A 21533-nucleotide genomic window follows, 5' to 3' on the forward strand; every position below is an offset into this window, starting at 1 on the left:
GTGGGAGCGAGCTTGCTCGCGAAGAGGCCAGAACGGCCAACATCTTCATGGGCTGAACCGCCGCTTTCGCAAGCAAGCTTGCTCCCACAAATTTGCATTCAACTTCACACCGCAGGCAATCGCCACTCGATCGGTGCCATCCCGTTCTGTTCCAGATACTTGTTGGCGCGGCTGAAATGCCCGCAGCCCAGAAAGCCTTTATAAGCCGACAACGGCGAAGGATGCACCGAGGTCAGCACCAGATGCTTGGTGGCATCGACCAGTTTCTGTTTGCTCTGCGCATGCGCGCCCCACAGCATGAACACCAGATGCGGCTGCTGGGCGCTGACGGTCTCGATCACTTTGTCGGTGAAATGCTGCCAGCCCTTGCCTGCGTGGGAGGCGGCATTGGCGCGTTCGACGGTCAAGGTTGTGTTGAGCATCAACACCCCCTGATCAGCCCAGGACTGCAAATGACCATGGACGGGAATGTCGATGTTCAGGTCGCGCTTGAGCTCTTTGTAAATGTTGACCAGCGACGGCGGCGCCGGCACGCCGGGTTGCACCGAGAAACACAAACCGTGGGCCTGGCCGGGGCCGTGATAAGGGTCCTGGCCGAGGATGACCACCTTGACCTGATCCAGCGGCGTGGAATTCAGCGCGTTGAAGATCAACGGTCCCGGCGGATAGATTTCCTTGCCGGCAGCATGCTCCTGGCGCAAAAAATCACGCAGCTGGCTCATGTAGGGTTTTTCGAACTCATCACGCAGCGCGTGTTTCCAGCCGGGTTCGAGTTTGATGCGGTCGTCGGATGTCATGGTCATACCTTGCAAACAATGCGCGCGGCGTTGCTGAAACGGGGGAGCAGACCCTATGAAAGCTGGCCGCCAATGTCAAATACAGCGCACCCCGCTCCGCCGTTTCCTACACTTGATCGCAACTTAACCCGACATGAGGCAATCAAAACCCTGTTGGATAAATGTATTGCCCTCGAGAGGTCACGATGAATCTGCTCTTTGAAGAATTCCCCGCCCAGGACGGCGCCCGTATCGGCGTCGCCACCCTGGACGCGGAACAGTCATTGAATGCCTTGTCGCTGCCAATGATCCTGGCTCTGCAAGACAAGCTGGACAACTGGGCAAGCGACGACAGCATCGTTTGCGTATTACTGCGCGGCAACGGGCCCAAAGCGTTCTGCGCGGGCGGAGATGTCCGTACCCTGGTGGAGACCTGCCGTGAGCATCCCGGCGAAGTGCCGCCACTGGCGGCGCATTTCTTTTCCGCTGAATATCGCCTCGACTATAGCCTGCACACCTATCCAAAACCGTTGATCTGCTGGGGTCACGGTTATGTGCTCGGCGGCGGCATGGGTCTGCTGCAAGGGGCCAGCATTCGTATCGTAACGCCAAGCAGCCGCCTGGCGATGCCGGAAATCAGCATCGGGTTGTATCCGGATGTCGGCGCCAGCTGGTTCCTTTCGCGCCTGCCGGGCAAGCTCGGCCTGTTTCTCGGCCTGACCGGCTCGCACATCAACGGGCACGACGCGCTGAACCTGGACCTCGCCGACCGCTTCCTGCTCGATGAACAGCAGGATGAGTTGATCGACGGCCTGCAGCAGCTCAACTGGCAGGAACAGACCTCGATCCAGCTCAACAGCCTGCTCAAGGCGTTGCAACAGGAAGCCATTGGCCAGTTACCGGCCGCGCAGTGGCTGCCGCGTCGCCAGCAGATCGATGAATTGCTCGACGTCGGCAACCTGCCCTGCGCATGGACTGCCATCAGCCACTTGCAACACAAAGACGACACCCTGCTGGCTCGCGCCGCCAAGACCCTGAGCGAGGGCTGCCCGCTGACCGCGCACCTGGTCTGGGAACAAATCCAGCGCGCCCGGCACATGTCGTTGGCCGAAGTATTCCAGATGGAATACACCATGAGCCTCAACTGCTGCCGCCATCCCGAGTTCAGCGAAGGCGTGCGCGCGCGGCTGATCGACAAGGACAACAAACCCCATTGGCACTGGCAGGACGTGGCCAGCGTCCCACTGGCAGTGATCGACGCACACTTCGCCAAGGCGTGGGAAGGTCGGCATCCGTTGGCGGATTTGTCGGGGTATTGAGTGAAATACAATGCTTTGAGTCGGTAAATCTGATGGCTACCTCTTGATTGAGCGAACTCCTTACCCCAAAGTAAGGAATTCCAACTCGAGAGGCGTTAATGATGGCTACAGCTACCGTTACTTCAAAGGGGCAGATTACCATTCCTGCCCAGGTCAGGGCTTCACTTGGCCTGGATACAGGGGATCGAATTGAATTCGTTGATATAGGCAACGGTAAATTCGCCATCATCGCGGCGACTCACTCTGTGCGAGATCTGAAAGGCCTGATTCGCAAACCAGCCAAACCAGTCAGCATCGAAGACATGAACCTGGCTATCGAAACACAGGGATCGAAAACTGAATGATCGGTCTGGATACCAATGTTCTGGTGCGTTATGTAGCTCAGGATGACGTTAAGCAATCGGCCATAGCTTCGCAATTGATCGAATCTTTGACCGTTACCGCTCCCGGTTTTATAGCCATGGTTTCAGTCGTCGAGTTCGTCTGGGTACTGCAGTCGAGCTACCAATCCAGCAAATCAGAAATCATCGCGGTCCTGGAAACGCTTTTGCGCACCAGAGAGTTGACGGTGGAAAACGTCGAAACGGTTTGGCAGGCACTCAGGCGCTTTACTGAATCCAACGCCGACTTTGCCGACTGCCTGATTGAACGTTCCGCCCACGCAGCCGGCTGCGACCATACCGCCACGTTCGACAGTAAAGCGGCCAAGACCGCTGGAATGCGTCGGCTGATGTAAATTCGTCTGCAAGCATGAAACCGCTCGGACATCGCTCAATAAAAACGGCACTCCATGGAGTGCCGTTCTTCTTTCAACTGCCAACTACCGATCAGCGATGCCCGCCTCGGCCATCTCCTCCGCGACCGCCACGGCCATCGCCGCGTCCGTCGCCTCGGCCCGGACCTCGTCCGTCATGGCCTCGGTTGCCGCCATGGTCGCCACCCCACGAAGGGCCGCCGCGGTAGTCACGACGTGGATCGTTGCGATAACCGGGATTGCCACCGCGATAGCGGTTGTCACCCCAGCCATAGCCTGGCGGTCTGCCGGGCTGGTAATAACGTGGAACGGGTGGCGGCGCGTAATAGCGCGGCGCCGGGGCATAGTAGCGTGGCTGCGGCGCTACATAGATTCGCCGCTCCTGGTAATAAGTCGAACGATAGCCATTGTCATAAGCATATCCACCTCCAACAACGGTTGCGGGCTGGGTATACACATCGGATTCGTAGTAACCGGGACCTCCATAGCAACCAGCAAGGGTCAGAGCCAGTAAAACAAGCAGCAAGGGTCGTCGATACATGGCGGCCTCCCGGACCGCGATAGGGCACAAACCAGCGACGCTGGTCGGCGTTCGCCAATAGCTGGCGGACAGAAAATAAGACATGAAAAGCCCGTTCGAGTGCCCCGTGGGCCTAACTATATTTGTGCCGCGGCGCCCCAAGCCGGTGCATCGGCGCACCATGATCAGCCGATATGGGCGTGCTCGAAACCTGCCTGCGCGTCGCAGCCCCTCTGTATCGGGCGTTGTGACAAGTTGGCACAACTCTCGCTTTAGGAAACCCGTGCAGGAGTCAAAACAGGTTCGCGGCACCACAATTTGCAATAGCCGACTAGGGTTCCGGCTCGCCAGTGAATGGCGGGTGGCTGGTCCGAGAGTTGGCGACCTCCAGTAGAGGTTACACGGCGGGATAAAAGCCCGGGAGACAGGACACCAGTGGTGTCGCGTTGCTCCTCGCCGCCCCTTTTCGCTACTGGAGGTTGTTACATGCAAAAATCCCGTCTGTTCGGCCTGCTCGCTGCAGGCCTCGTCGCTGCATTGAGCCTCTCTTCGGCGCAAGCCGCCGTCAAAAAAGAATTCAACGTGTGCTGGACCATTTATGCCGGCTGGATGCCTTGGGAATACGCAGGCACCCAAGGCATTGTCGACAAGTGGGCGAAAAAGTACGGCATCAAGATCGATGTCACCCAGCTCAACGATTACGTCGAATCCATCAACCAATACACCGCAGGCCAGTTCGATGGCTGCACCATGACCAACATGGATGCGCTGACCATCCCGGCTGCGGGCGGCGTGGACAGCACGGCGCTGATCATCAGCGACTTCTCCAATGGCAACGACGGCATCGTCATCAAAGGCACGGGCAAAAAAGTCGCCGACCTCAAGGGCATGAACGTCAACCTGGTGGAACTCTCGGTTTCCCACTATCTGCTGGCCCGCGCGCTGGATACGGCTGATCTGTCCGAGAAAGACCTGAAAGTGGTCAACACTTCCGACGCCGACATCTCCGCCGCCTTCAACACCAACGACGTCCAGGCGGTGACCACCTGGAACCCGATGCTGGCGGATATCAAGGCTAAGCCCGGCGTTACCCAGGTGTTCGACTCCAGCAAGATCCCCGGCGAAATCATGGACATGATGGTGGTCAATACCCAGACCCTGAAAGACAACCCGGCGCTGGGCAAAGCGTTGACCGGTGCATGGTTTGAAGTGGTTGCGCTGATGAACGCCAAATCCGCCGAAAGCAAGATCGCGCTTGAGCACATGGCCAAGGCCTCCGGCACGGATCTGGCGGGTTTCCAGGCGCAACTGGACACCACCAAGCTGTTCGCCACGCCCAGGGAAGCCCTGGAATTCGCCAACAGCAAACAGCTGCCGGACACCATGCACAAGGTTGCCAACTTCTCCTTCGAGCACGGCCTGCTGGGTGAAGGCGCCAAGGATTCCAGCGCCGTGGGCATGTCCTTTGCCAACGGCGTGATGTCTGGCGACAAGGCCAATCTCAAGCTGCATTTCGACCCGAGCTACGTGCAAATGGCCGCTGACGGCACGTTGTAATCCGCGTTTCGCACAAAGGTCATTGCCATGCGCTTGATAAATCGCCGCCCGGATCGGGCCAGTCGCCTGATTCTGGTGATCCTGCCGTTCGCCCTGCTGTTGTTCGCCTATTTCACGGGCTCGGCGACCCGGCTGACGGAAAACCCCAACGACAAACTACTGCCCAGTGCGGTGCAGATGGCTGATGCGGTCAATCGTATGGCGTTCACAGCAGATACCCGCACTGGCGAGTATCTGCTGTGGCAGGACACGGGTTCGAGCCTGCGCCGTCTCGCTATCGGCCTGAGTATCAGTGCGCTGCTGGGTTTATGCCTGGGCATTGCCTCGGGAATCCTGCCATTGTTCGGCGCGCCGTTGTCGCCGCTATTGACGGTACTGTCGATGGTGCCGCCGCTGGCGATCCTGCCGATTCTGTTCATCGTCTTCGGCTTGGGCGAGCTGTCGAAAGTCATGCTCATCGTGATCGGCATCACGCCGATCCTGGCCCGCGATCTGGAGCAGCGCGCCCGGGAAATCCCGGTGGAGCTGCTGATCAAGGCGCAGACGCTGGGCGCTTCGACCTGGACGCTGATCCTGCGGGTGATCCTGCCGCAACTGTTGCCGCGCCTGTTGATTGCCTTGCGGCTGGTGTTGGGTTCGGCGTGGTTGTTCCTGATCGCTGCCGAGGCCATTGCCTCTACGGATGGCCTCGGTTACCGGATCTTTCTGGTGCGGCGCTATCTGGCAATGGACGTGATTCTGCCCTACGTGGTCTGGATCACGCTGCTGGCGTGGCTGATGGATTGGGGCCTCAAGGCGCTGACCCGCAAAGCCTTCCCCTGGTATGAGGGGGCGCGAGGATGAGTTTTATTTCCGTGCAAAACGTCTGGCAACAATACGACGATCAAGTCGTGCTTGAGGGCCTGAACCTGAGCGTCGCCGAGGGTGAGTTCTGCACGTTGGTGGGCGCGTCCGGCTGCGGCAAATCGACTTTTCTACGCCTGCTTCTGGGTCAGGAAGTGCCGAGCAAGGGCAAGATTCTGCTCGACGGCAAGGCCTTGGCCAGCGAGCCGGATGCCAGCCGTGGCGTGGTCTTTCAGCGCTATTCGGTGTTCCCGCATCTTTCGGTGCTGGACAACGTTGCGCTGGGCCTGGAACTGCCGCGCTCGGCGCTGCTTGGACGCCTGTTCGGCAACGCCAAACGCGACGCTCGCGAACAGGCGGCGGTGTTGCTGAAGAAAGTCGGTCTGGGTCATTCGCTGGATAAATACCCGACGCAGCTGTCCGGCGGCATGCAACAACGGCTGGCAATTGCCCAAGCGCTGATCATGAAACCTCGGGTCTTGCTGCTCGACGAGCCCTTCGGCGCGCTCGATCCGGGCATCCGCAAAGACATGCACGCCTTGCTTCTGGAATTGTGGCGCGAGACGCAGCTGACGGTGTTCATGGTCACCCATGACTTGTCCGAAGGCTTCAACCTTGGCACCCGCTTGCTGGTCTTCGACAAAGTGCGCATCGACCCCCACGCCCCCGGCGCTTATGGCGCGCGCATCACTTATGACATTCCCCTGAACAGCGACCGCCGCGCAGCACGCGCCGTGATTGATTCGCTGCAACAGGCTTAGAGGATTCTGCTCATGACACCATCCAACACGCTATTCCCCGTCTTCGCTGAAGAGCTGCTGCCCGGCGGCGGCCACCGTTCGTTCGTGCTCAAGCGCGGCGAACTGCTGCGCCTGACCGATATCAACGGCAACGCCAACGTCAGCCTGACGCTGCTCAATGCTCATGAAAAAACCGAGCGCTTGAACCTGCCAGACAGCCTCAAATGCCAACACACCGCCAAACTCACCAGCGGCCATTGCCTGTATTCGGACATGGGCCGCGTGCTGGCGGCAATTACCACTGACACCTGCGGCTGGAGCGACAGCCTCGGCGGCGTGCTCTGCGCTGAGGAAGTCGCGGAGAAATACGGCCAGGGCCGCTATCAGGAACTGCGCAACGGTTTCTTCCGCAACGGCACCGACAACCTGTTGGTGGAACTGGGCAAATGGGGCCTGGGCCTGTCGGACCTGCTGATGACCTTGAACCTGTTCAGCCGCGTCAACGTTGACGAAGCTGGCAAGCTCCATTTCGTGCCGGGCAACTCGCAAGCCGGGGATTACATCGAGCTGTACGCACCGATGGATACCCTCGTCGTGCTGACCGCGCTGCAACATCCCATGGACCCAAACCCTGAATACGCCCCGCAGCCGCTGCAGCTGACCTGGATGAAAGCCGACGCCAGTGTCGCCGAACACTGCCGCACGGCCCGCCCGGAAAACCAGCGCGGCTTCATCAACACCGATCGCCTGTTCGCCTGAGGAGCACGTCCATGAATTCGACTTCCGCTACTGCTGTATCGACCACCTTCATTCCGGCAGGCGAACCGTCGCTGACTGAACTCAAGGCCGGGCAAACCCTGCGCATCCTCGATCTGCAAGGCAACCAGGCGGTCGACACACTGTTCTTCAGCCTCGCCAACCCCCGCGAGCGTTACGACGTGCAGCGCACATTGCGCCGTCAAGGCAGCGTTTACCTGACCACCGGCAGCGTGCTGTATTCCAACCTCGGCAAACCGATGCTGACCATCGTCGATGACACCTGCGGACGTCACGACACCCTCGGCGGCGCTTGCGCGCAAGAGAGCAACACCGTGCGTTACGCCCTGGAAAAACGCCATATGCACAGCTGCCGCGACAATTACCTGCGCGCCTGTGTGCATGACGGACGGCTGGGCAAAGGCGATATCGGACCGAACATCAACTTCTTCATGAACGTGCCGGTCACCGCTGACGGCGGATTGACCTTCGAGGACGGCATCTCCGCCCCCGGCAAATATGTCGAGCTGCGCGCCGAAATGGACGTGATCGTGCTGATTTCCAACTGTCCGCAGTTGAATAACCCATGCAATGGCTACAACCCGACGCCGGCTGAATTGCACGTCTGGAACTGATTGCAGCAAAAGAACCAGCCACGACGGACGACCTTCGTGCAGACACATCAATAGCGGGACGGCCCGCTTCCCAGTTTGAGGTCGAGACCATCGACTTCCGGGGTTCAAGCCATGTTCGACACACTGCTGATCGCCAACCGCGGCGCCATTGCCTGCCGCATCCTGCGCACCTTGCGTGCCCTGCACGTCAAAGGCGTTGCTGTGTATTCCGAAGCCGATGCCGCCAGCCTGCATTTGCTGGAAGCCGACGAGGCGCACAGCCTGGGTGAAGGCGGCGCGGCCGGGACTTATCTGGCGGTGGATAAAATCCTCGCCATCGCTAAAGCCAGCGGTGCCCAAGCCATTCACCCTGGCTACGGCTTCCTGTCTGAAAACGCCGCGTTCGCGCAAACCTGCGAAGACGCAGGCATTGCCTTTGTTGGCCCAACACCGGAGCAACTGCGCGTCTTTGGCCTCAAGCACACCGCCCGCGCGCTGGCCAAACAGCATGGCGTGCCGATGCTCGAAGGCACCGAGTTGCTCGACAGCCTCGACACCGCACTGCACGCCGCAGAACTCATCGGTTACCCGGTGATGCTCAAAAGCACTGCGGGCGGCGGCGGGATCGGCATGCGCGTGTGCCGTAGCGCCGCTGAACTAAGCGAGTCGTTCGAAACGGTGAAACGCCTCGGCCAGAACAACTTCAGCGACGCTGGCGTGTATATCGAGAAGTACATCCAGCGCGCCCGGCACCTTGAAGTTCAGGTGTTTGGCGACGGCCGGGGCGAAGTGCTCGCGCTGGGCGTGCGCGATTGTTCGGTGCAGCGGCGCAACCAGAAAGTCCTCGAAGAAACGCCCGCGCCGAACCTGCCCGAAGGCATGGGCGAAGCGCTGTGCATGGCAGCGATCAAGCTGGCCAAGGCGGTGAATTATCGCAGCGCCGGCACCGTGGAGTTTGTCTTCGACAGCGAGGATCAGCGCTTTTATTTTCTCGAAGTGAACACCCGCTTGCAGGTCGAGCACGGTGTGACCGAGCAAGTCTGGGGCGTCGATCTGGTCAGCTGGATGGTGCAACTGGCCGCCGGCGACCTGCCGCCATTGAGCGAACTGCAAGCAGCGCTGAGGCCGAGCGGCCACGCCATTCAAGCGCGTCTATACGCAGAAGATCCAGGTCGGGATTTCCAGCCCAGCCCCGGTTTGCTGACGGCGGTGAACTTCCCCGCCGTGGACGGCAAAAGCCTGCGCATCGATACCTGGGTCGAAGCCGGTTGCGAGATTCCACCGTTCTTCGATCCGATGATCGCCAAGGTCATCAGTTGGGCGCCGAACCGTGAGTTGGCCCGGGCTGGCCTGGCCAAAGCCTTGAGCGACACGCGACTGTACGGCGTCGAGAGCAACCGTGATTACCTGCGCCAGATCATCGCCGACGCGCCATTTGCCAGCGGCCAGCCGTGGACGCGCTGCCTGGAAGGTCTGATCTATCACGCCGACACTTTCGAAGTGCTCAGCGGCGGCACGCAAACCAGCGTTCAGGATTATCCGGGACGTCTCGGTTATTGGGCCGTTGGCGTGCCGCCGTCCGGGCCGATGGACAGCCGCGCCTTGCGTCAGGGCAATCGCCTGTTGGGCAACGCCGAGGGCTGCGCCGCGCTGGAAATCACCATGAGCGGCCCGCTGCTGCGCTTTAACACCGACGCGGTGCTTGCCGTGACCGGTGCGGCGATCCCCATCATGCTGGACGGCGAAATGCAGCCAATGAACACGGCGTTGTTTATCGCTGCCGGTTCCAGCCTCGCGCTCGGCACCATCGCCGGAACAGGTGCGCGCAGCTATCTATGCGTGCGTGGCGGGCTGGATGTGCCGGATTACCTGGGCAGCAAAAGCACATTCACGCTGGGCCAGTTTGGTGGTCATGGCGGACGGGCTTTGCGGGCCGGAGACGTGCTGCATATTTCGCCATTGGTGGATCGCAGCGTCGGTCAGCAAGTCGCAAAGGATCAGTTGCAAGCGTTGGCGGACGTTCGGCAAATTCGTGTCATCTACGGCCCCCACGGCGCGCCGGAGTATTTCACTGAGCATTACATGCAGACGTTCTTCGCCACCGCGTGGGAAGTGCATTTCAATTCCAGCCGCACCGGCGTGCGCCTGATCGGCCCGAAACCGGAATGGGTGCGGGCCGATGGCGGTGAGGCGGGCTTGCATCCGTCGAACATTCACGACAATCCGTACGCCATCGGCGCCGTGGATTTCACCGGCGACATGCCCGTCATCCTCGGCCCCGACGGCCCGAGCCTCGGCGGTTTCGTCTGCCCGGTAACCATCATCGAAGCTGACCTGTGGCAACTTGGGCAGCTCAAGGCCGGCGATAAGGTGATGTTTGAAGCGGTGAGTATCCAGGCTGCCCGGCAGTTGATTCTCAGGGAAAATGGCGGTCTGTCTTGTGGGAGCGAGCTTGCTCGCGAAGCAGGCGACGCGGTGCCGGATTTGACGCCTTCGCGGGCAAGCCTCGCTCCAGCCGGGGTTCTGACTTCCCCGATCATGCTCGACATCGGCCACGACGACACGCGCCTGGTGGCCCGACTCTCCGGCGATACTCATCTGCTGCTGGAAATCGGTGCGCCGGAGCTGGATCTGGTGCTGCGCTTTCGTGGCCATGCGCTGATGCAGGCGCTGGAGGCGAAAAACCTGCACGGCGTGATTGACCTGACGCCGGGCATTCGTTCGCTGCAAGTGCATTACCAGCCTGAACAACTGCCGCTCCAGCAATTGCTGGAGATCGTCGCCGGAGAATGGGATGCCGTATGCGCGGCCAAGGATCTGCAAGTGCCGTCGCGCATCGTGCATCTGCCGCTGTCCTGGGACGATCCGGCCTGTCAGCTGGCTATCGAAAAATACATGACCACCGTGCGTAAGGACGCGCCGTGGTGCCCGAGTAATCTGGAGTTCATTCGCCGCATCAACGATCTGCCCAACCTCGACGAAGTGCAGCGCACGGTGTTCGAGGCCAGCTATCTGGTGATGGGCCTGGGCGATGTCTACCTCGGCGCTCCGGTCGCCACGCCGCTGGACCCGCGCCATCGGCTGGTGACCACCAAATACAACCCGGCGCGCACCTGGACGGCGGAGAATTCGGTGGGCATTGGCGGCGCGTACATGTGCGTGTACGGCATGGAGGGTCCGGGGGGTTATCAGTTTGTCGGGCGTACGTTGCAGATGTGGAATCGCTATCGGGAAGTGGCGGCCTTCGATGGCAAGCCTTGGCTGCTACGCTTTTTCGATCAGATTCGCTTCTATCCGGTCAGCGCCGAAGAGCTATTACGCATTCGCCGGGATTTCCCCCTGGGTCGCTACCCGCTGCAAATAGAACACAGCACCTTGAACCTGGCGGACTACCAGGCGTTCTTAAGCAGTGAAGCCCAAGGCATCGCGGCCTTTCGCAGCCAGCAGCAAAGTGCCTTTCAGGCCGAGCGCGAGCGCTGGATTGCCAGCGGCCAGGCCGATTTTGAAAGCGATGAAGCGGTGGCGCCGCTGACCGATGAAGCACCGCTCAATGCCGGTGAACACAGTATCGACAGTCACATTGCCGGGAATCTCTGGCAAGTGCAGGTGGAGGTAGGCCAACAGGTCGCCGCTGGCGATGTATTGGTGATTCTGGAGTCGATGAAAATGGAAATCCCGCTGCTGGCGACACACGCCGGCGTGGTGCGGGACGTGCGCGTACAGCCGGGTTCGGCGGTGCGTGCGGGACAGCGAGTCGTAGTCATAGAAGCCGTTTGATGTGGTCTGTTCTTATCAATTTTATGGAATTTCGCCATGAGCCTTGAAGTCCCCTTGAGCGACCTGCGCCTGGAGTCGGTCCGCGCGGCCTACCAGTCCGGCAACCTCACGCCGCGCGAACTGATTCTTGCGCTGCGGGAAAAAGCCGCTGCGCTGAACCCTGAATATCACTTGTTCATTTACCTGCTTGATCCGACTGAGCTGGAGCCTTACTTCGCCGCGCTGGAAGGCCGGGACATCAACGATCTGCCGCTGTATGGCGTGCCGTTTTCGATCAAAGACAACATCGACCTGGCCGGCATCCCGACCACTGCGGCCTGCGTTGCTTACACCTATAAGCCAGAGCGCTCGGCGACCGTCGTTGCGCAACTGATTGCTCTGGGCGCGATTCCATTGGGCAAGACCAACCTGGATCAGTTCGCCACCGGTTTGAATGGCAGTCGCTCGCCTTTCGGTGCCTGCCCCAACAGCGTACTCAAGGAATATCCGTCTGGCGGATCAAGCTCTGGCTCGTCGCTGGCGGTCGCCCTTGGCGTCAGCAGTTTTGCGTTGGGCACCGACACGGCGGGATCGGGACGCGTGCCCGCCGCGTTGAACAATCTGGTGGGCATGAAGGCCAGTAAGGGTTTGATCTCCACGGCAGGCGTGGTTCCGGCCTGCCGGACGCTGGATTGCGTCACGACGTTCACCGCCACCGCCCGGGAAGCCAGCCAGTTGCTGGGCCTGGTCGCAAAGCTTGATCCGCGCGACGCGTACAGCCGCGCGAATGCATCATGGAACGATGCCTCGGCCTTCGGTGCGCCGCGACCGTTCCGCTTCGGCGTACCGCGTGCCCAGGACCTTGAATACTTCGGTTGCCCACAAGGGCCGCTGTTGTTCGGCGACGCCATAGACCGCCTGACCGCCATGGGTGGCGAAGCCGTGACCATCGACCTGTCACCCTTTCTCGAAGCCGCTGGCCTGTTGTATGACGGCCCTTGGGTAGCCGAGCGCTACAGCGTCGCTGGCGAGCTGATGCAGAGCAATCCTGAAGCCGTGCTCCCGGTAATCCGCGCAGTCCTGGGCAAAGCGCCGCTGGTCACTGGTGTAGAAACCTTCAAGGCGCAATACCGCCTGCAAGCACTCAAGGCTATCTGCGACCGTGTCATGGAAGGTGTGGATTTCGTGGTCACGCCCAGCATCGGCCGCCCGGTCACCTCGGCAGAGCTGGAAGCCGAACCCGTGCTGCGCAACTCCGAACTGGGTTACTACACCAACTTCGTCAACCTGCTGGACTACGCCGCCGTCGCCGTGCCCAGCGCGTTCATGGACAACGGCATGCCGTGGGGCGTAACAGTGTTCGGCCGCGTGTTCACCGATCAGTATTTGCTGAGCATCGCCGACGCACTGCAACGCCACACCGAATTGCCATTGATCGGCGGGCTTGCCGGACAGCTGTCCAAACCCGCCGGTATTGCGCGCAACGACATGGCCAGGCTTGTGGTATGCGGCGCGCATCTGGAGGGATTGCCGTTGAACTGGCAGCTCAAGCAACGGGGCGCTCGCCTGGTTGAGGCGACCCAAAGCTCATCGAATTACCAGCTCTACGCGTTGGCCGGCGGTCCGCCGTTTCGGCCGGGGATGCTCCGGGTCGAGCAGGACGGCGTGGCTATCGCAGTGGAGGTCTGGGAGCTGCCAAGTCGCGAATTGGGTTCTTTCCTGATCGGCATTCCAGCACCGTTGGGCCTGGGCAAAGTGCAGCTGGCTGACGGGAGCTGGGAATGCGGATTCATCTGCGAACCCTACGGTCTTGAAGGAGCAACCAACATCAGTCATCTGGGCGGCTGGCGCGCTCATATGGACGCCTGAGCCAATAGATAGTTACCTGAAACAAGCAAGTTGCGAATGACATATTGGCGGACCATTAATCGTGACCCGCCAATATGAAAGTTACTGAAACGCCCGCCTCGAACGCAACTGACAGCAACCCGGCAATCAACCTGAAAAAACTCAAGGCATTGCGAAGAAGTCCTGCGATGCAACTTATCGCCAACTCGCCGCTGCTGCTCAAGGCTTATCAACTGGACTTGGATTGCCCGCCGAAGCTGGATGAGTATGTTCGCGAACAGTTGATCCGGCTGTTGCGCCGGCGTACCGCCAAGCCACTGGAGCCTGACAAGCTGTTTATCCGCTTCACCCAGGCTGACCAACCCGCCGTTGAACCTGATGGACGGGAACGTTATGCAAAAAAGATTTCCCTGACGGACCTGGCGATTATTTCGTTCGACGTACCGGCCATGCTGGCACTGATGGATTCGACCCAGGACGACACGGTTCTGGATGAATCGGTGCCTGACCTTACCGCCAACAGCGTCATGGACTTGATTCTTAACGCGCCGTTGGCAACCGACTACGCGGCTCTGACCAACGCTTTCTGGGTCAGGCACGCACAGACCTACTGCGCCCTGGCCAAGCTGGCTTTCCTGCACGACCTGCACACTCACTATGCCCACAGAAGAATCAGCCTGGACGGTTATCGCCTGGGGCTGGATATTTTGGGACTCAAGGCATTTCCCGAGCATTGCGAATGCCTCGAACACCTCGCGACCGGCACGCGATCCAGTGCCAGCATGCTGTCACTCAACGGGCGCCGGGTTGCGGGCGCCTTTCAGCTCAAGTCGCACAACACCTCACACTGTTTTATCCACCAACCGGGAAGCACCGCCGAGCCCACTGAATACATCAGCGATGACCCGCATCGGATGACCCATATGCTGCTCAATACGCTGAACGAAAGCGGGGGGCTGCATGTACCCGACTCGGCCGACGACGGGAGCGCTTTGAAGGTTGATTTGAGCATTCTCGAGGGCGATGTTTTTACCGCGATCACGCGCGTGCAACAGCAGTTATCCCTTGGCTATCTGCAGGGCGATTCAGTCAGCATTGATTGGCTCAAGCCAATCCGGCCTGCCCTGCAATTGATCAGCGCGATCGACCTTTGGCATACCCGTCCGACGATCCTCCAGCGCATACCATCGCCCCTTAAAACCGCTGCGCGGCTCATGCGCAAAGTGATGAAGGATGAACACGGCCTGGATATAAACCCGGACCATGTATTTATTCGTTATATCCGGGGTAAATCTTTTACACCATTGGGCAGCGCTCGTGTCCCGACTACTCAAGTCACTGTGCCCGACGGATTGCCGATCAGCCTGAGCCAGGCACTTATATACAATTATCGGGTCGAGCATGCCGAGGGTTATCTGGATCACGATGCACGCACAATTGTTTACATCGACCCCACCGAAAAAGGCCACGCAGCCAATGTCCAGGAACTCGCGATCACCCCCCAAGCCATCGAAAACCACATCCGGAAAATAGACTTCCTGCCACTCATGACTCGCCGCGTCGAGCGGTTCTGGGGCCGACAGCAGGACAGCGTCGAGGAATGTTTCAAAACAAACTTCATGACTCAAGCCGTGCTGTGTCTCAAATCACGGCTGCTGTCCAAAAGCGGATTCGACATTGTTATAAAAACCCTCGAACAGCTTGATGTCAGACCTGGCAGCGGCGCAATCGAACGGACGGTGCTGGGCTTTTACCTGCAACATTCCGTATTTGAAGGCGTGCAGGAAATCTACTGTCCAGGTCTGCTGATCCTGTCGGAGCCTGGCCGACCTCAAAAAGTTCTTTACCAGGCGGGCGTTCACAAGGCCCTTATCGAATTCGACAATGAGGAAGACATCGATCGGTACTTGAGAAGCGCCGTGAAAAACCAGCAATGGCGCAAGTCTGCCCTGAACTATGTTCCGCTTCGTCACCACCGAAGGCTGACGTATATCCTGCAAATTTGGTCGGGCGAGCGAGAGCCGGAGGAACCGGCATCCACACTGCGCCCCTGGACTGACACCGTATTCAATCTTGATGCTCATATGGCTGCGGCCCATAAACTGTGCACGCAACAGCTGACTGTTTCGCCGTTTCGCTACATGGCTGAAACTCTCAAACAGAACGGCTTGATGGACGCGCAGGACGTTATCGTGACGCCCAATGAGGTGTTGCTGAAATACTGGACTCGCCAACTCAATCATCTTCAGTTGCTGCTGGCCCCCATGTCCTTTTTGCTGACCCCGGCATTGATCGCAGCGCTGGCGACGGAAATCGGAGTGGTATCACTGAACATCGCAGCGGCGAACTTGCCGGGCGCACGCTACGAAGAAAAACGCCAGGCCCAGCTTGCTGTCTTGTCGTTGGGTTTTCTCCAACTGGCACCTTACACGCCGACGCTACTGCGTTCATTGGGCAAACTTGTGAGTTCCAGCAAAGTCTTGAAGACTTCAGCCACAGCGATCGGCAAGACCCGCGGCTTCAGCTCGCAGCTCAATCGGTCGATGCACACTCGCCATACCCGTCTGGAAAAGTTCTTCGAGACCGATAGTCTGCTTAAAACCTGGAATATCCCCGGCCATCCCCGTTTCGCAACGGTGCCGGTCAAGACATGGAAACTGACACACAAGTTTCTGCTGTGGACATCAGACCGAGGCAAGGCTCGAACGCTGGTGGTCAGCACGCACGGTTACTATTTGCCGTGGAGTAAGAACACGCTGATCCCCAACGGCACCGAACTTCGCGTCTATGCACCTCACGGGTATACATTGATCGACCCCTCGCTGCATCGCGTGATTCAACAACGGGTCAAACCCTTCGGCATTCTGGACAATCAAGCCAACACACTAGTCGCTGCACCGAACACCCCGCTCCCTTATGCTCTCACCGACAAGTTGCTGGCTGGCACATCACAGCCGGGGAAGATCAAGAATTACAAGCTCTCCAAATTCCAGTCCCCCGATAACGAGAGCTACCGGTACATCAGCCATGTGGTCCGCGACTCCAACCTGTCGCCGTTCAGCGGGCAACTACTGCGTACGCCAATGGATGTGCTGACTGTGAGAAAGCGCTTCGGCATGGCGGATCCAACGCTGGAAGATTTATTCAAGGGTTTGTTTGATCACGGTATTCACTACGACAAGATCCTGCTGTTGCACTGCCGATGCTCGGCATTCGAGTCAATGATTGGCACCGCACATGTTTACCGGGTGCCATGACCCAAGATGACAGCCAGGTAAAACCAGACCGCTGCCGGGCGGAACAAATTCACGATAGCGTGAGTAGTGGCGGCAAGCTAGCATGTGGCCCTGCCATTTATTTTTCCTCGGACACCCCATGCCTTTTCGCTCCGCTATTACTTCACAACGGTCGTTGCTACTGACGTTGGTGATTCTTTTAGGGAGCGGCTTTCTCGCGACTTCGTTGCTCAGTTATTACGCGTCGCGGGCCTCTATTCGCGACAACATTATCAACACCGAACTGCCACTGACGTCTGACACCGTCTATTCCGAGATCCAGAAGGACCTGGTGCGTCCGGTGTTGATCTCGTCGATGATGGCCCGCGACACGTTCATGCGCGACTGGATCGTGGAAGGCGAACGCAATCCCGAACAAATGACCCGCTATCTGAAAGAGGTCATGGATCATTACGGCGCCTACACCTCTTTCTTTGTTTCCAACAGCAGCCTGACGTACTACCAGGCCAAAGGCGTACTGAAGAAAATCGACGCTCGCGAACCCCGGGACGTCTGGTATTACCGGGTCCGGGACATGGCCGCGCCTTACGAGATCAATGTCGATCCGGACATGGCCAACAAAGACAGCCTGACGTTCTTCATCAACTACAAAGTGTTTGACTACGACAACCGTTTCATCGGCGCCACCGGCGTCGGGCTGACGGTCGATGCCGTCATCAAGTTGATCGACCGCTATCAACAGCGTTATCAGCGCAGCGTGTACTTCGTCGACACCTTCGGGCGTATCGTCCTGACCGGTGCCGAGGGCGGCCCGAATGGCGCGGCCATCGGTCAGGCGCTCAACAAGTTACCCAGCATGAGCGAACTGCATAAACAACTGCCCAAGCCGAAAAGTGGCACTTATGAATACCGGTCCGAAGGTCACGAGCACTTTCTCAACGTGCGCTTCATTCCCGAACTGAACTGGTACCTGTTCGTCGACAAGCGCGAAGACACCGCGCTCACCGATATTCGCCAATCGCTGTACCTGAACCTGTTGATCTGCCTGATTGTCACGCTGGTCGTCGTGCTGCTGCTGCATCGTCTGATCAACCGCTTCAAATACAAGATTGAAACCCAGGCCACCCTCGACAGCCTGACTGGCCTGCCCAATCGGCGCGGTTTCGACCTGCTGGCGTCGAAAACCCTCAAGGACACCCAGCGCGAGGCCAAACCGCTCACGGCGATGCTGCTGGACCTGGATCACTTCAAGCAACTCAACGACAGCCATGGTCACCTGGCCGGCGACCAGGTGCTGGCCGGATTCGCCGAGGATCTTAAGAGCTGCCTGCGCCAGTCGGACATCATTTGTCGTTGGGGCGGTGAAGAGTTCATCATCCTGCTCAAGGGCAGCGAAACCAGAGGCGCCCAACGTATTGCCGAGAAAATTCGTCTACTGGCCGAGCAACACACCTACGTCTTCTCCGGCACACCCTTGCAGATCACTGTCAGTGTCGGCCTGGCCGAACTGCAAGACGACGATACCTTGCCAACCCTGATCGCCCGGGCCGACCGCGCGCTGTACGCCGCCAAGCAAAATGGGCGCAATCAGGTATTCACCGAGGAAACGGCGAGCGCATGAGCACTTCATCCGTTGATACGGACCGCTGCCCGGCATGCGGTTCCAGCAACCGCTGCTCCCTGGCCGACCCGCGCACCGTCGATCAGGCCTGTTGGTGTTTTTCGGTGGAGATCGATCCGGCAGTCATCGAGGCACTGCCGCCAGAGGTGCGCGCCAAAGCATGCCTGTGCCCCCGCTGCGCTGGCGTCGAAAACGCGGCCGCCGACAAATCAGCTTCCTAGATCGCGTATTCTGTCGCCCTTCCTCACTCATATTGCCAAACCCATGCGTCTCGATCGTTTCCTCAGCAACCTGCCGCGCTTCAATCGCAAGGACGTCCGCCTCGCCCTGGCAGGCCGACGGGTAAAGGTTGATGGCCAAGTGATCGGCGATGCACACCACGATGTGCGTGAGTTCAGCTGCGTCGAGTTTGATGGCGAAGTCCTGCAAGCTGGCAAACCGGCACGCTACTTCATGCTTCATAAGCCTCAAGGCTGCGTCAGCGCTACCGTCGACCCGCAGCACCCGACCGTCATCGACCTGCTGGACGAACCGGACAAACACGACTTGCACATTGCCGGTCGACTGGATTTCAACACCACCGGTCTGATGCTGATCACCAACGACGGGCAATGGTCACGTCGGTTGACGCTGCCGCAGACCAAGCTGCCGAAAATCTACTATGTTGAAACCGAACAGCTAATCGACGACCGCTACGTCGAAAAATTCGCCGCCGGGTTTTACTTCGCATTCGAGGACATCACCACGCAGCCAGCCCGATTGACCCTGCTCGGCCCGCGTTCGGCCAGACTGGAAATCGTCGAGGGACGCTACCATCAGGTCAAGCGCATGTTTGGCCACTTCGACAACAAAGTGCTGCGCCTGCACCGCGAAAGCATGGCCAGCCTGAGCCTGGACCCCGGTCTAGAGCCCGGGCAGTACCGCGCGTTACAACCTGCAGAAATCGCGGCCATCGGCTAACCCGCTACCGCCTGGCAGACCGCGCCGCTCAATGTACGAACGGCACTTGCGGGTTTGCCTGTCCCCTGCTTGAATCCAATCGTCGGTCCACATGTGACTGATGAGTCATGAACGCATTCTAAGAAATCCTTTTGTCGACCAGAGCCCCGGCTCCCGACAAATCGCCCGCCAATAACAATACCTGTCGAACAGATCGTTTCGGATCGACCTGGGCCCCTTAAGGCGAATGCCAACCTGTCACGAAACTCGTGCAATTTCGATTGCGCGCAAAACTGTTTACGCCAGGAGACATACGATATGAGGCCAGAAATCGCTGTGCTTGATATACAGGGACAGTTTCGGGTTTACACGGAGTTCTATCGGGCAGATGCCGCAGAGAAGACCATCATTCTGGTCAACGGCTCACTGGCCACCACTGCGTCATTTGCGCAGACCGTGCGTAACCTTCATCCCCAATTCAACGTGGTGCTTTACGATCAGCCCTACGCGGGCAAATCCAAGCCCCACAACGTCAACGCAACGCCGCTGACCAAAGAAGCGGAAGGCCAGATCCTGCTGGAACTGATCGACCATTTCAACGCCGAACACATCATGTCCTTCTCGTGGGGTGGCGCGGCGGCACTGGTTGCGCTCTCGCACCGTCCACAACGGATCGAGAAGGCCGTGATCAGTTCGTTCTCGCCGGTCGTCAACGAGCACATGCGTGATTATCTGGAGCGCGGCGTGCTGCACCTGGGTGCTCATGCGCGTTATGAAGTGGGCAACCTGGTCAATGACACCATTGGCAAACACTTGCCGCCGTTGTTCAAGCGCTTCAACTACCGGCATGTCAGCAGTCTGGAAACCCATGAATATGACCAGATGCACTTTCATATCAGCCACGTGCTGAACCTGGATCAGAACGAGTACCTGAACGCGGCGAAGAACATCAATGTGCCGGTACTGTTCATGAATGGTGAATGGGACGAATACACCGCCCCTGCCGACGCCAGACTCTTTGAACGAGTAGTGAAAGACAGTACGTTCACGACGATACGCGCCACTGGGCATTTCCTGGACATGGAACACAAAGCCGCCTGCCGCGACTCGCGTTTCGCGTTGCTGGACTACCTCACGCCGCCAACGCCAACACGCAGCCGTCAGACCTTCCACTACAGACAGGCCCAGACAGAACATGCCTTCGCCCTCTGAACCCAACGCTCGACCGAGCCGGGGAACCATTCGCCAGCGCGACAACGCCGTAATCGGCGAATGGGCTCCGTGGATATAAGTCGGGTTTAACCGCCTGAAGGAAATTAGCGCTTCAATTCAGCCGCCCATTCTGGTACAAAGTCAGCCGCTCAGAGCGGGTGTCGTATAATGGCATTACTCCAGCTTCCCAAGCTGATAACGAGGGTTCGATTCCCTTCACCCGCTCCATATCGCTCTCCCCCGCACCACCCCTTATCGTTTCAAGTGACCTGAAGCCCAGCAGTTACGGGCCTTTGTGGCTGACGCAAATCACCCGCATCACCACACCGCTGCGCTATTCACATCGACAGAAAACGAGTCGCCTTTTTACACCAGGGACGTTGGGTGCGGACTTCGTGCAGCAGCACGTTAGGCATGTCGCGCAGGCGGATCCAGGGTTCGTCTTGCCAATGCAGGAGGTTCAAGGAAACACCGGCCCAGTCCAGCAGGCCAATGGTCGGGCGTTCTGGGTGGCCGAGGTGATTGGCGTCACGCAGCGCCGGGACGACCTGCAGCGTCAGCCATTCGCGCAGTTCGCGGTTTTGCGGGGCGTGGTGGTAGACCAGCAAGGCGTAGACACCCGACTCGCTGATCATCAGCGCATCCTGAGTCAGGCCATGACGATGCAAGACCAAGGTGCGGCGTTGATCATGATCGAGCTTGCGCGTCTTGCGCTCGTCGAGGAACACGCCCATTAGATGACCCAGATCCCGAGCGCAGAACCAGACCTGATTTTCGAGAAGAAGCGCGTGCAGTTGGATAGCGTGGCGGGTGAAGGGGGTTGGGATGTGAGGCGTCGTTTCAATTACGTGCATAAATCCATTTCTCTTTGCTAGTCAGGACACAACCTATCGTCGCCAAACGAATAAGGGTGGCGGTAGTACGCAGGTTGGCGAACCGGAGCAAAGAACCGGCAGACCCGAAGGTCTCCCACGTACAACCGCCATAACAGACCACGAGCAAAGAGTGCTCGTTTCCAGATGGTGCACGCTATACATCATTG

At 59.0% G+C, this 21533-nt stretch carries 18 protein-coding genes, 1 tRNA gene and 1 riboswitch; of the genes, 16 read left to right on the plus strand and 3 right to left on the minus strand.

Annotated features, from left to right (window positions below; translation table 11 throughout):
- Positions 1-104: 104 nt before the first annotated feature.
- Positions 105-797, minus strand: a complete 693-nt coding sequence (gene ung, locus ACP7E4_RS26210; RefSeq protein WP_426118661.1) for a uracil-DNA glycosylase — start codon at positions 795-797, stop codon at positions 105-107.
- A gap of 185 nt (positions 798-982) precedes the next feature.
- Here ung and ACP7E4_RS26215 point away from each other — a divergent pair, with 185 nt between their 5' ends.
- The 3 genes from ACP7E4_RS26215 (at position 983) to ACP7E4_RS26225 (ending at position 2831) form a co-directional block, all read left to right on the plus strand.
- Positions 983-2095: an enoyl-CoA hydratase/isomerase family protein gene (locus ACP7E4_RS26215; protein ID WP_426118659.1), complete on the plus strand. Its 1113-nt coding sequence runs from the start codon at positions 983-985 to the stop codon at positions 2093-2095.
- 101 nt (positions 2096-2196) lie between these two features.
- Entirely contained in the window at positions 2197-2439 is a 243-nt protein-coding gene (locus tag ACP7E4_RS26220; RefSeq protein WP_426118657.1) for an AbrB/MazE/SpoVT family DNA-binding domain-containing protein, read from the plus strand.
- Positions 2436-2831, plus strand: a complete 396-nt coding sequence (locus ACP7E4_RS26225; RefSeq protein ID WP_426118655.1) for a PIN domain-containing protein — start codon at positions 2436-2438, stop codon at positions 2829-2831. The genes ACP7E4_RS26220 and ACP7E4_RS26225 overlap by 4 nt, the downstream gene beginning before the upstream one ends.
- A gap of 91 nt (positions 2832-2922) precedes the next feature.
- On the opposite strand, the gene ACP7E4_RS26230 is transcribed toward ACP7E4_RS26225, so the two are convergent.
- Complete coding sequence (locus tag ACP7E4_RS26230) at positions 2923-3306, minus strand: hypothetical protein (RefSeq protein WP_426118688.1); 384 nt, start codon at positions 3304-3306, stop codon at positions 2923-2925.
- Positions 3307-3689: 383 nt separating this feature from the next.
- Positions 3690-3795: riboswitch (guanidine-I (ykkC/yxkD leader) on the plus strand.
- Between the two features lie 60 nt (positions 3796-3855).
- Between ACP7E4_RS26230 and ACP7E4_RS26235 the strand changes: the two genes are divergently transcribed.
- The 13 genes from ACP7E4_RS26235 to ACP7E4_RS26295 all read left to right on the plus strand — a co-directional run bounded on the left by ACP7E4_RS26235 (position 3856) and on the right by ACP7E4_RS26295 (position 20719).
- Positions 3856-4926, plus strand: a complete 1071-nt coding sequence (locus ACP7E4_RS26235; protein ID WP_426118653.1) for a putative urea ABC transporter substrate-binding protein — start codon at positions 3856-3858, stop codon at positions 4924-4926.
- 27 nt (positions 4927-4953) lie between these two features.
- Positions 4954-5769 (plus strand): ABC transporter permease, encoded by an 816-nt coding sequence (locus ACP7E4_RS26240; RefSeq protein WP_426118651.1) that lies wholly within the window; start codon positions 4954-4956, stop codon positions 5767-5769.
- The gene (locus tag ACP7E4_RS26245; protein WP_426118649.1) at positions 5766-6530 is read left to right on the plus strand and encodes an ABC transporter ATP-binding protein; all 765 of its coding nucleotides are present in this window, start codon (positions 5766-5768) and stop codon (positions 6528-6530) included. Before ACP7E4_RS26240 ends, ACP7E4_RS26245 begins: the two co-directional genes overlap by 4 nt.
- Before the next feature lie 12 nt (positions 6531-6542).
- Complete coding sequence (locus tag ACP7E4_RS26250; protein ID WP_426118648.1) at positions 6543-7268, plus strand: urea amidolyase associated protein UAAP1; 726 nt, start codon at positions 6543-6545, stop codon at positions 7266-7268.
- 11 nt (positions 7269-7279) lie between these two features.
- Positions 7280-7900 (plus strand): urea amidolyase associated protein UAAP2, encoded by a 621-nt coding sequence (locus tag ACP7E4_RS26255; protein WP_426118646.1) that lies wholly within the window; start codon positions 7280-7282, stop codon positions 7898-7900.
- Positions 7901-8011: 111 nt separating this feature from the next.
- Complete coding sequence (gene uca / locus ACP7E4_RS26260) at positions 8012-11656, plus strand: urea carboxylase (RefSeq protein ID WP_426118644.1); 3645 nt, start codon at positions 8012-8014, stop codon at positions 11654-11656.
- A gap of 36 nt (positions 11657-11692) precedes the next feature.
- Positions 11693-13504 (plus strand): allophanate hydrolase, encoded by a 1812-nt coding sequence (gene atzF / locus ACP7E4_RS26265; RefSeq protein WP_426118642.1) that lies wholly within the window; start codon positions 11693-11695, stop codon positions 13502-13504.
- Positions 13505-13671: 167 nt separating this feature from the next.
- Positions 13672-16740, plus strand: a complete 3069-nt coding sequence (locus ACP7E4_RS26270) for a dermonecrotic toxin domain-containing protein (RefSeq protein ID WP_426224903.1) — start codon at positions 13672-13674, stop codon at positions 16738-16740.
- Positions 16741-16858: 118 nt separating this feature from the next.
- Positions 16859-18340, plus strand: coding sequence for a sensor domain-containing diguanylate cyclase (locus tag ACP7E4_RS26275; protein ID WP_426118639.1), 1482 nt, complete (start codon positions 16859-16861; stop codon positions 18338-18340).
- Entirely contained in the window at positions 18337-18561 is a 225-nt protein-coding gene (locus ACP7E4_RS26280; RefSeq protein ID WP_426118637.1) for a cysteine-rich CWC family protein, read from the plus strand. Before ACP7E4_RS26275 ends, ACP7E4_RS26280 begins: the two co-directional genes overlap by 4 nt.
- Before the next feature lie 43 nt (positions 18562-18604).
- The gene (locus tag ACP7E4_RS26285; RefSeq protein ID WP_426118636.1) at positions 18605-19300 is read left to right on the plus strand and encodes a pseudouridine synthase; all 696 of its coding nucleotides are present in this window, start codon (positions 18605-18607) and stop codon (positions 19298-19300) included.
- A gap of 297 nt (positions 19301-19597) precedes the next feature.
- The gene (locus ACP7E4_RS26290; protein WP_426118634.1) at positions 19598-20491 is read left to right on the plus strand and encodes an alpha/beta fold hydrolase; all 894 of its coding nucleotides are present in this window, start codon (positions 19598-19600) and stop codon (positions 20489-20491) included.
- Between the two features lie 154 nt (positions 20492-20645).
- A tRNA-Gly gene (locus ACP7E4_RS26295) sits at positions 20646-20719 on the plus strand.
- A 110-nt stretch (positions 20720-20829) separates the two neighbouring features.
- Here the strand turns inward: ACP7E4_RS26295 and ACP7E4_RS26300 are convergent.
- Positions 20830-21345, minus strand: coding sequence for a BRO-N domain-containing protein (locus tag ACP7E4_RS26300; RefSeq protein WP_426118632.1), 516 nt, complete (start codon positions 21343-21345; stop codon positions 20830-20832).
- Between the last annotated feature and the right edge of the window lie 188 nt (positions 21346-21533).

This window comes from Pseudomonas sp. DSP3-2-3, from assembly GCF_049898225.1.
Lineage (GTDB): Bacteria > Pseudomonadota > Gammaproteobacteria > Pseudomonadales > Pseudomonadaceae > Aquipseudomonas.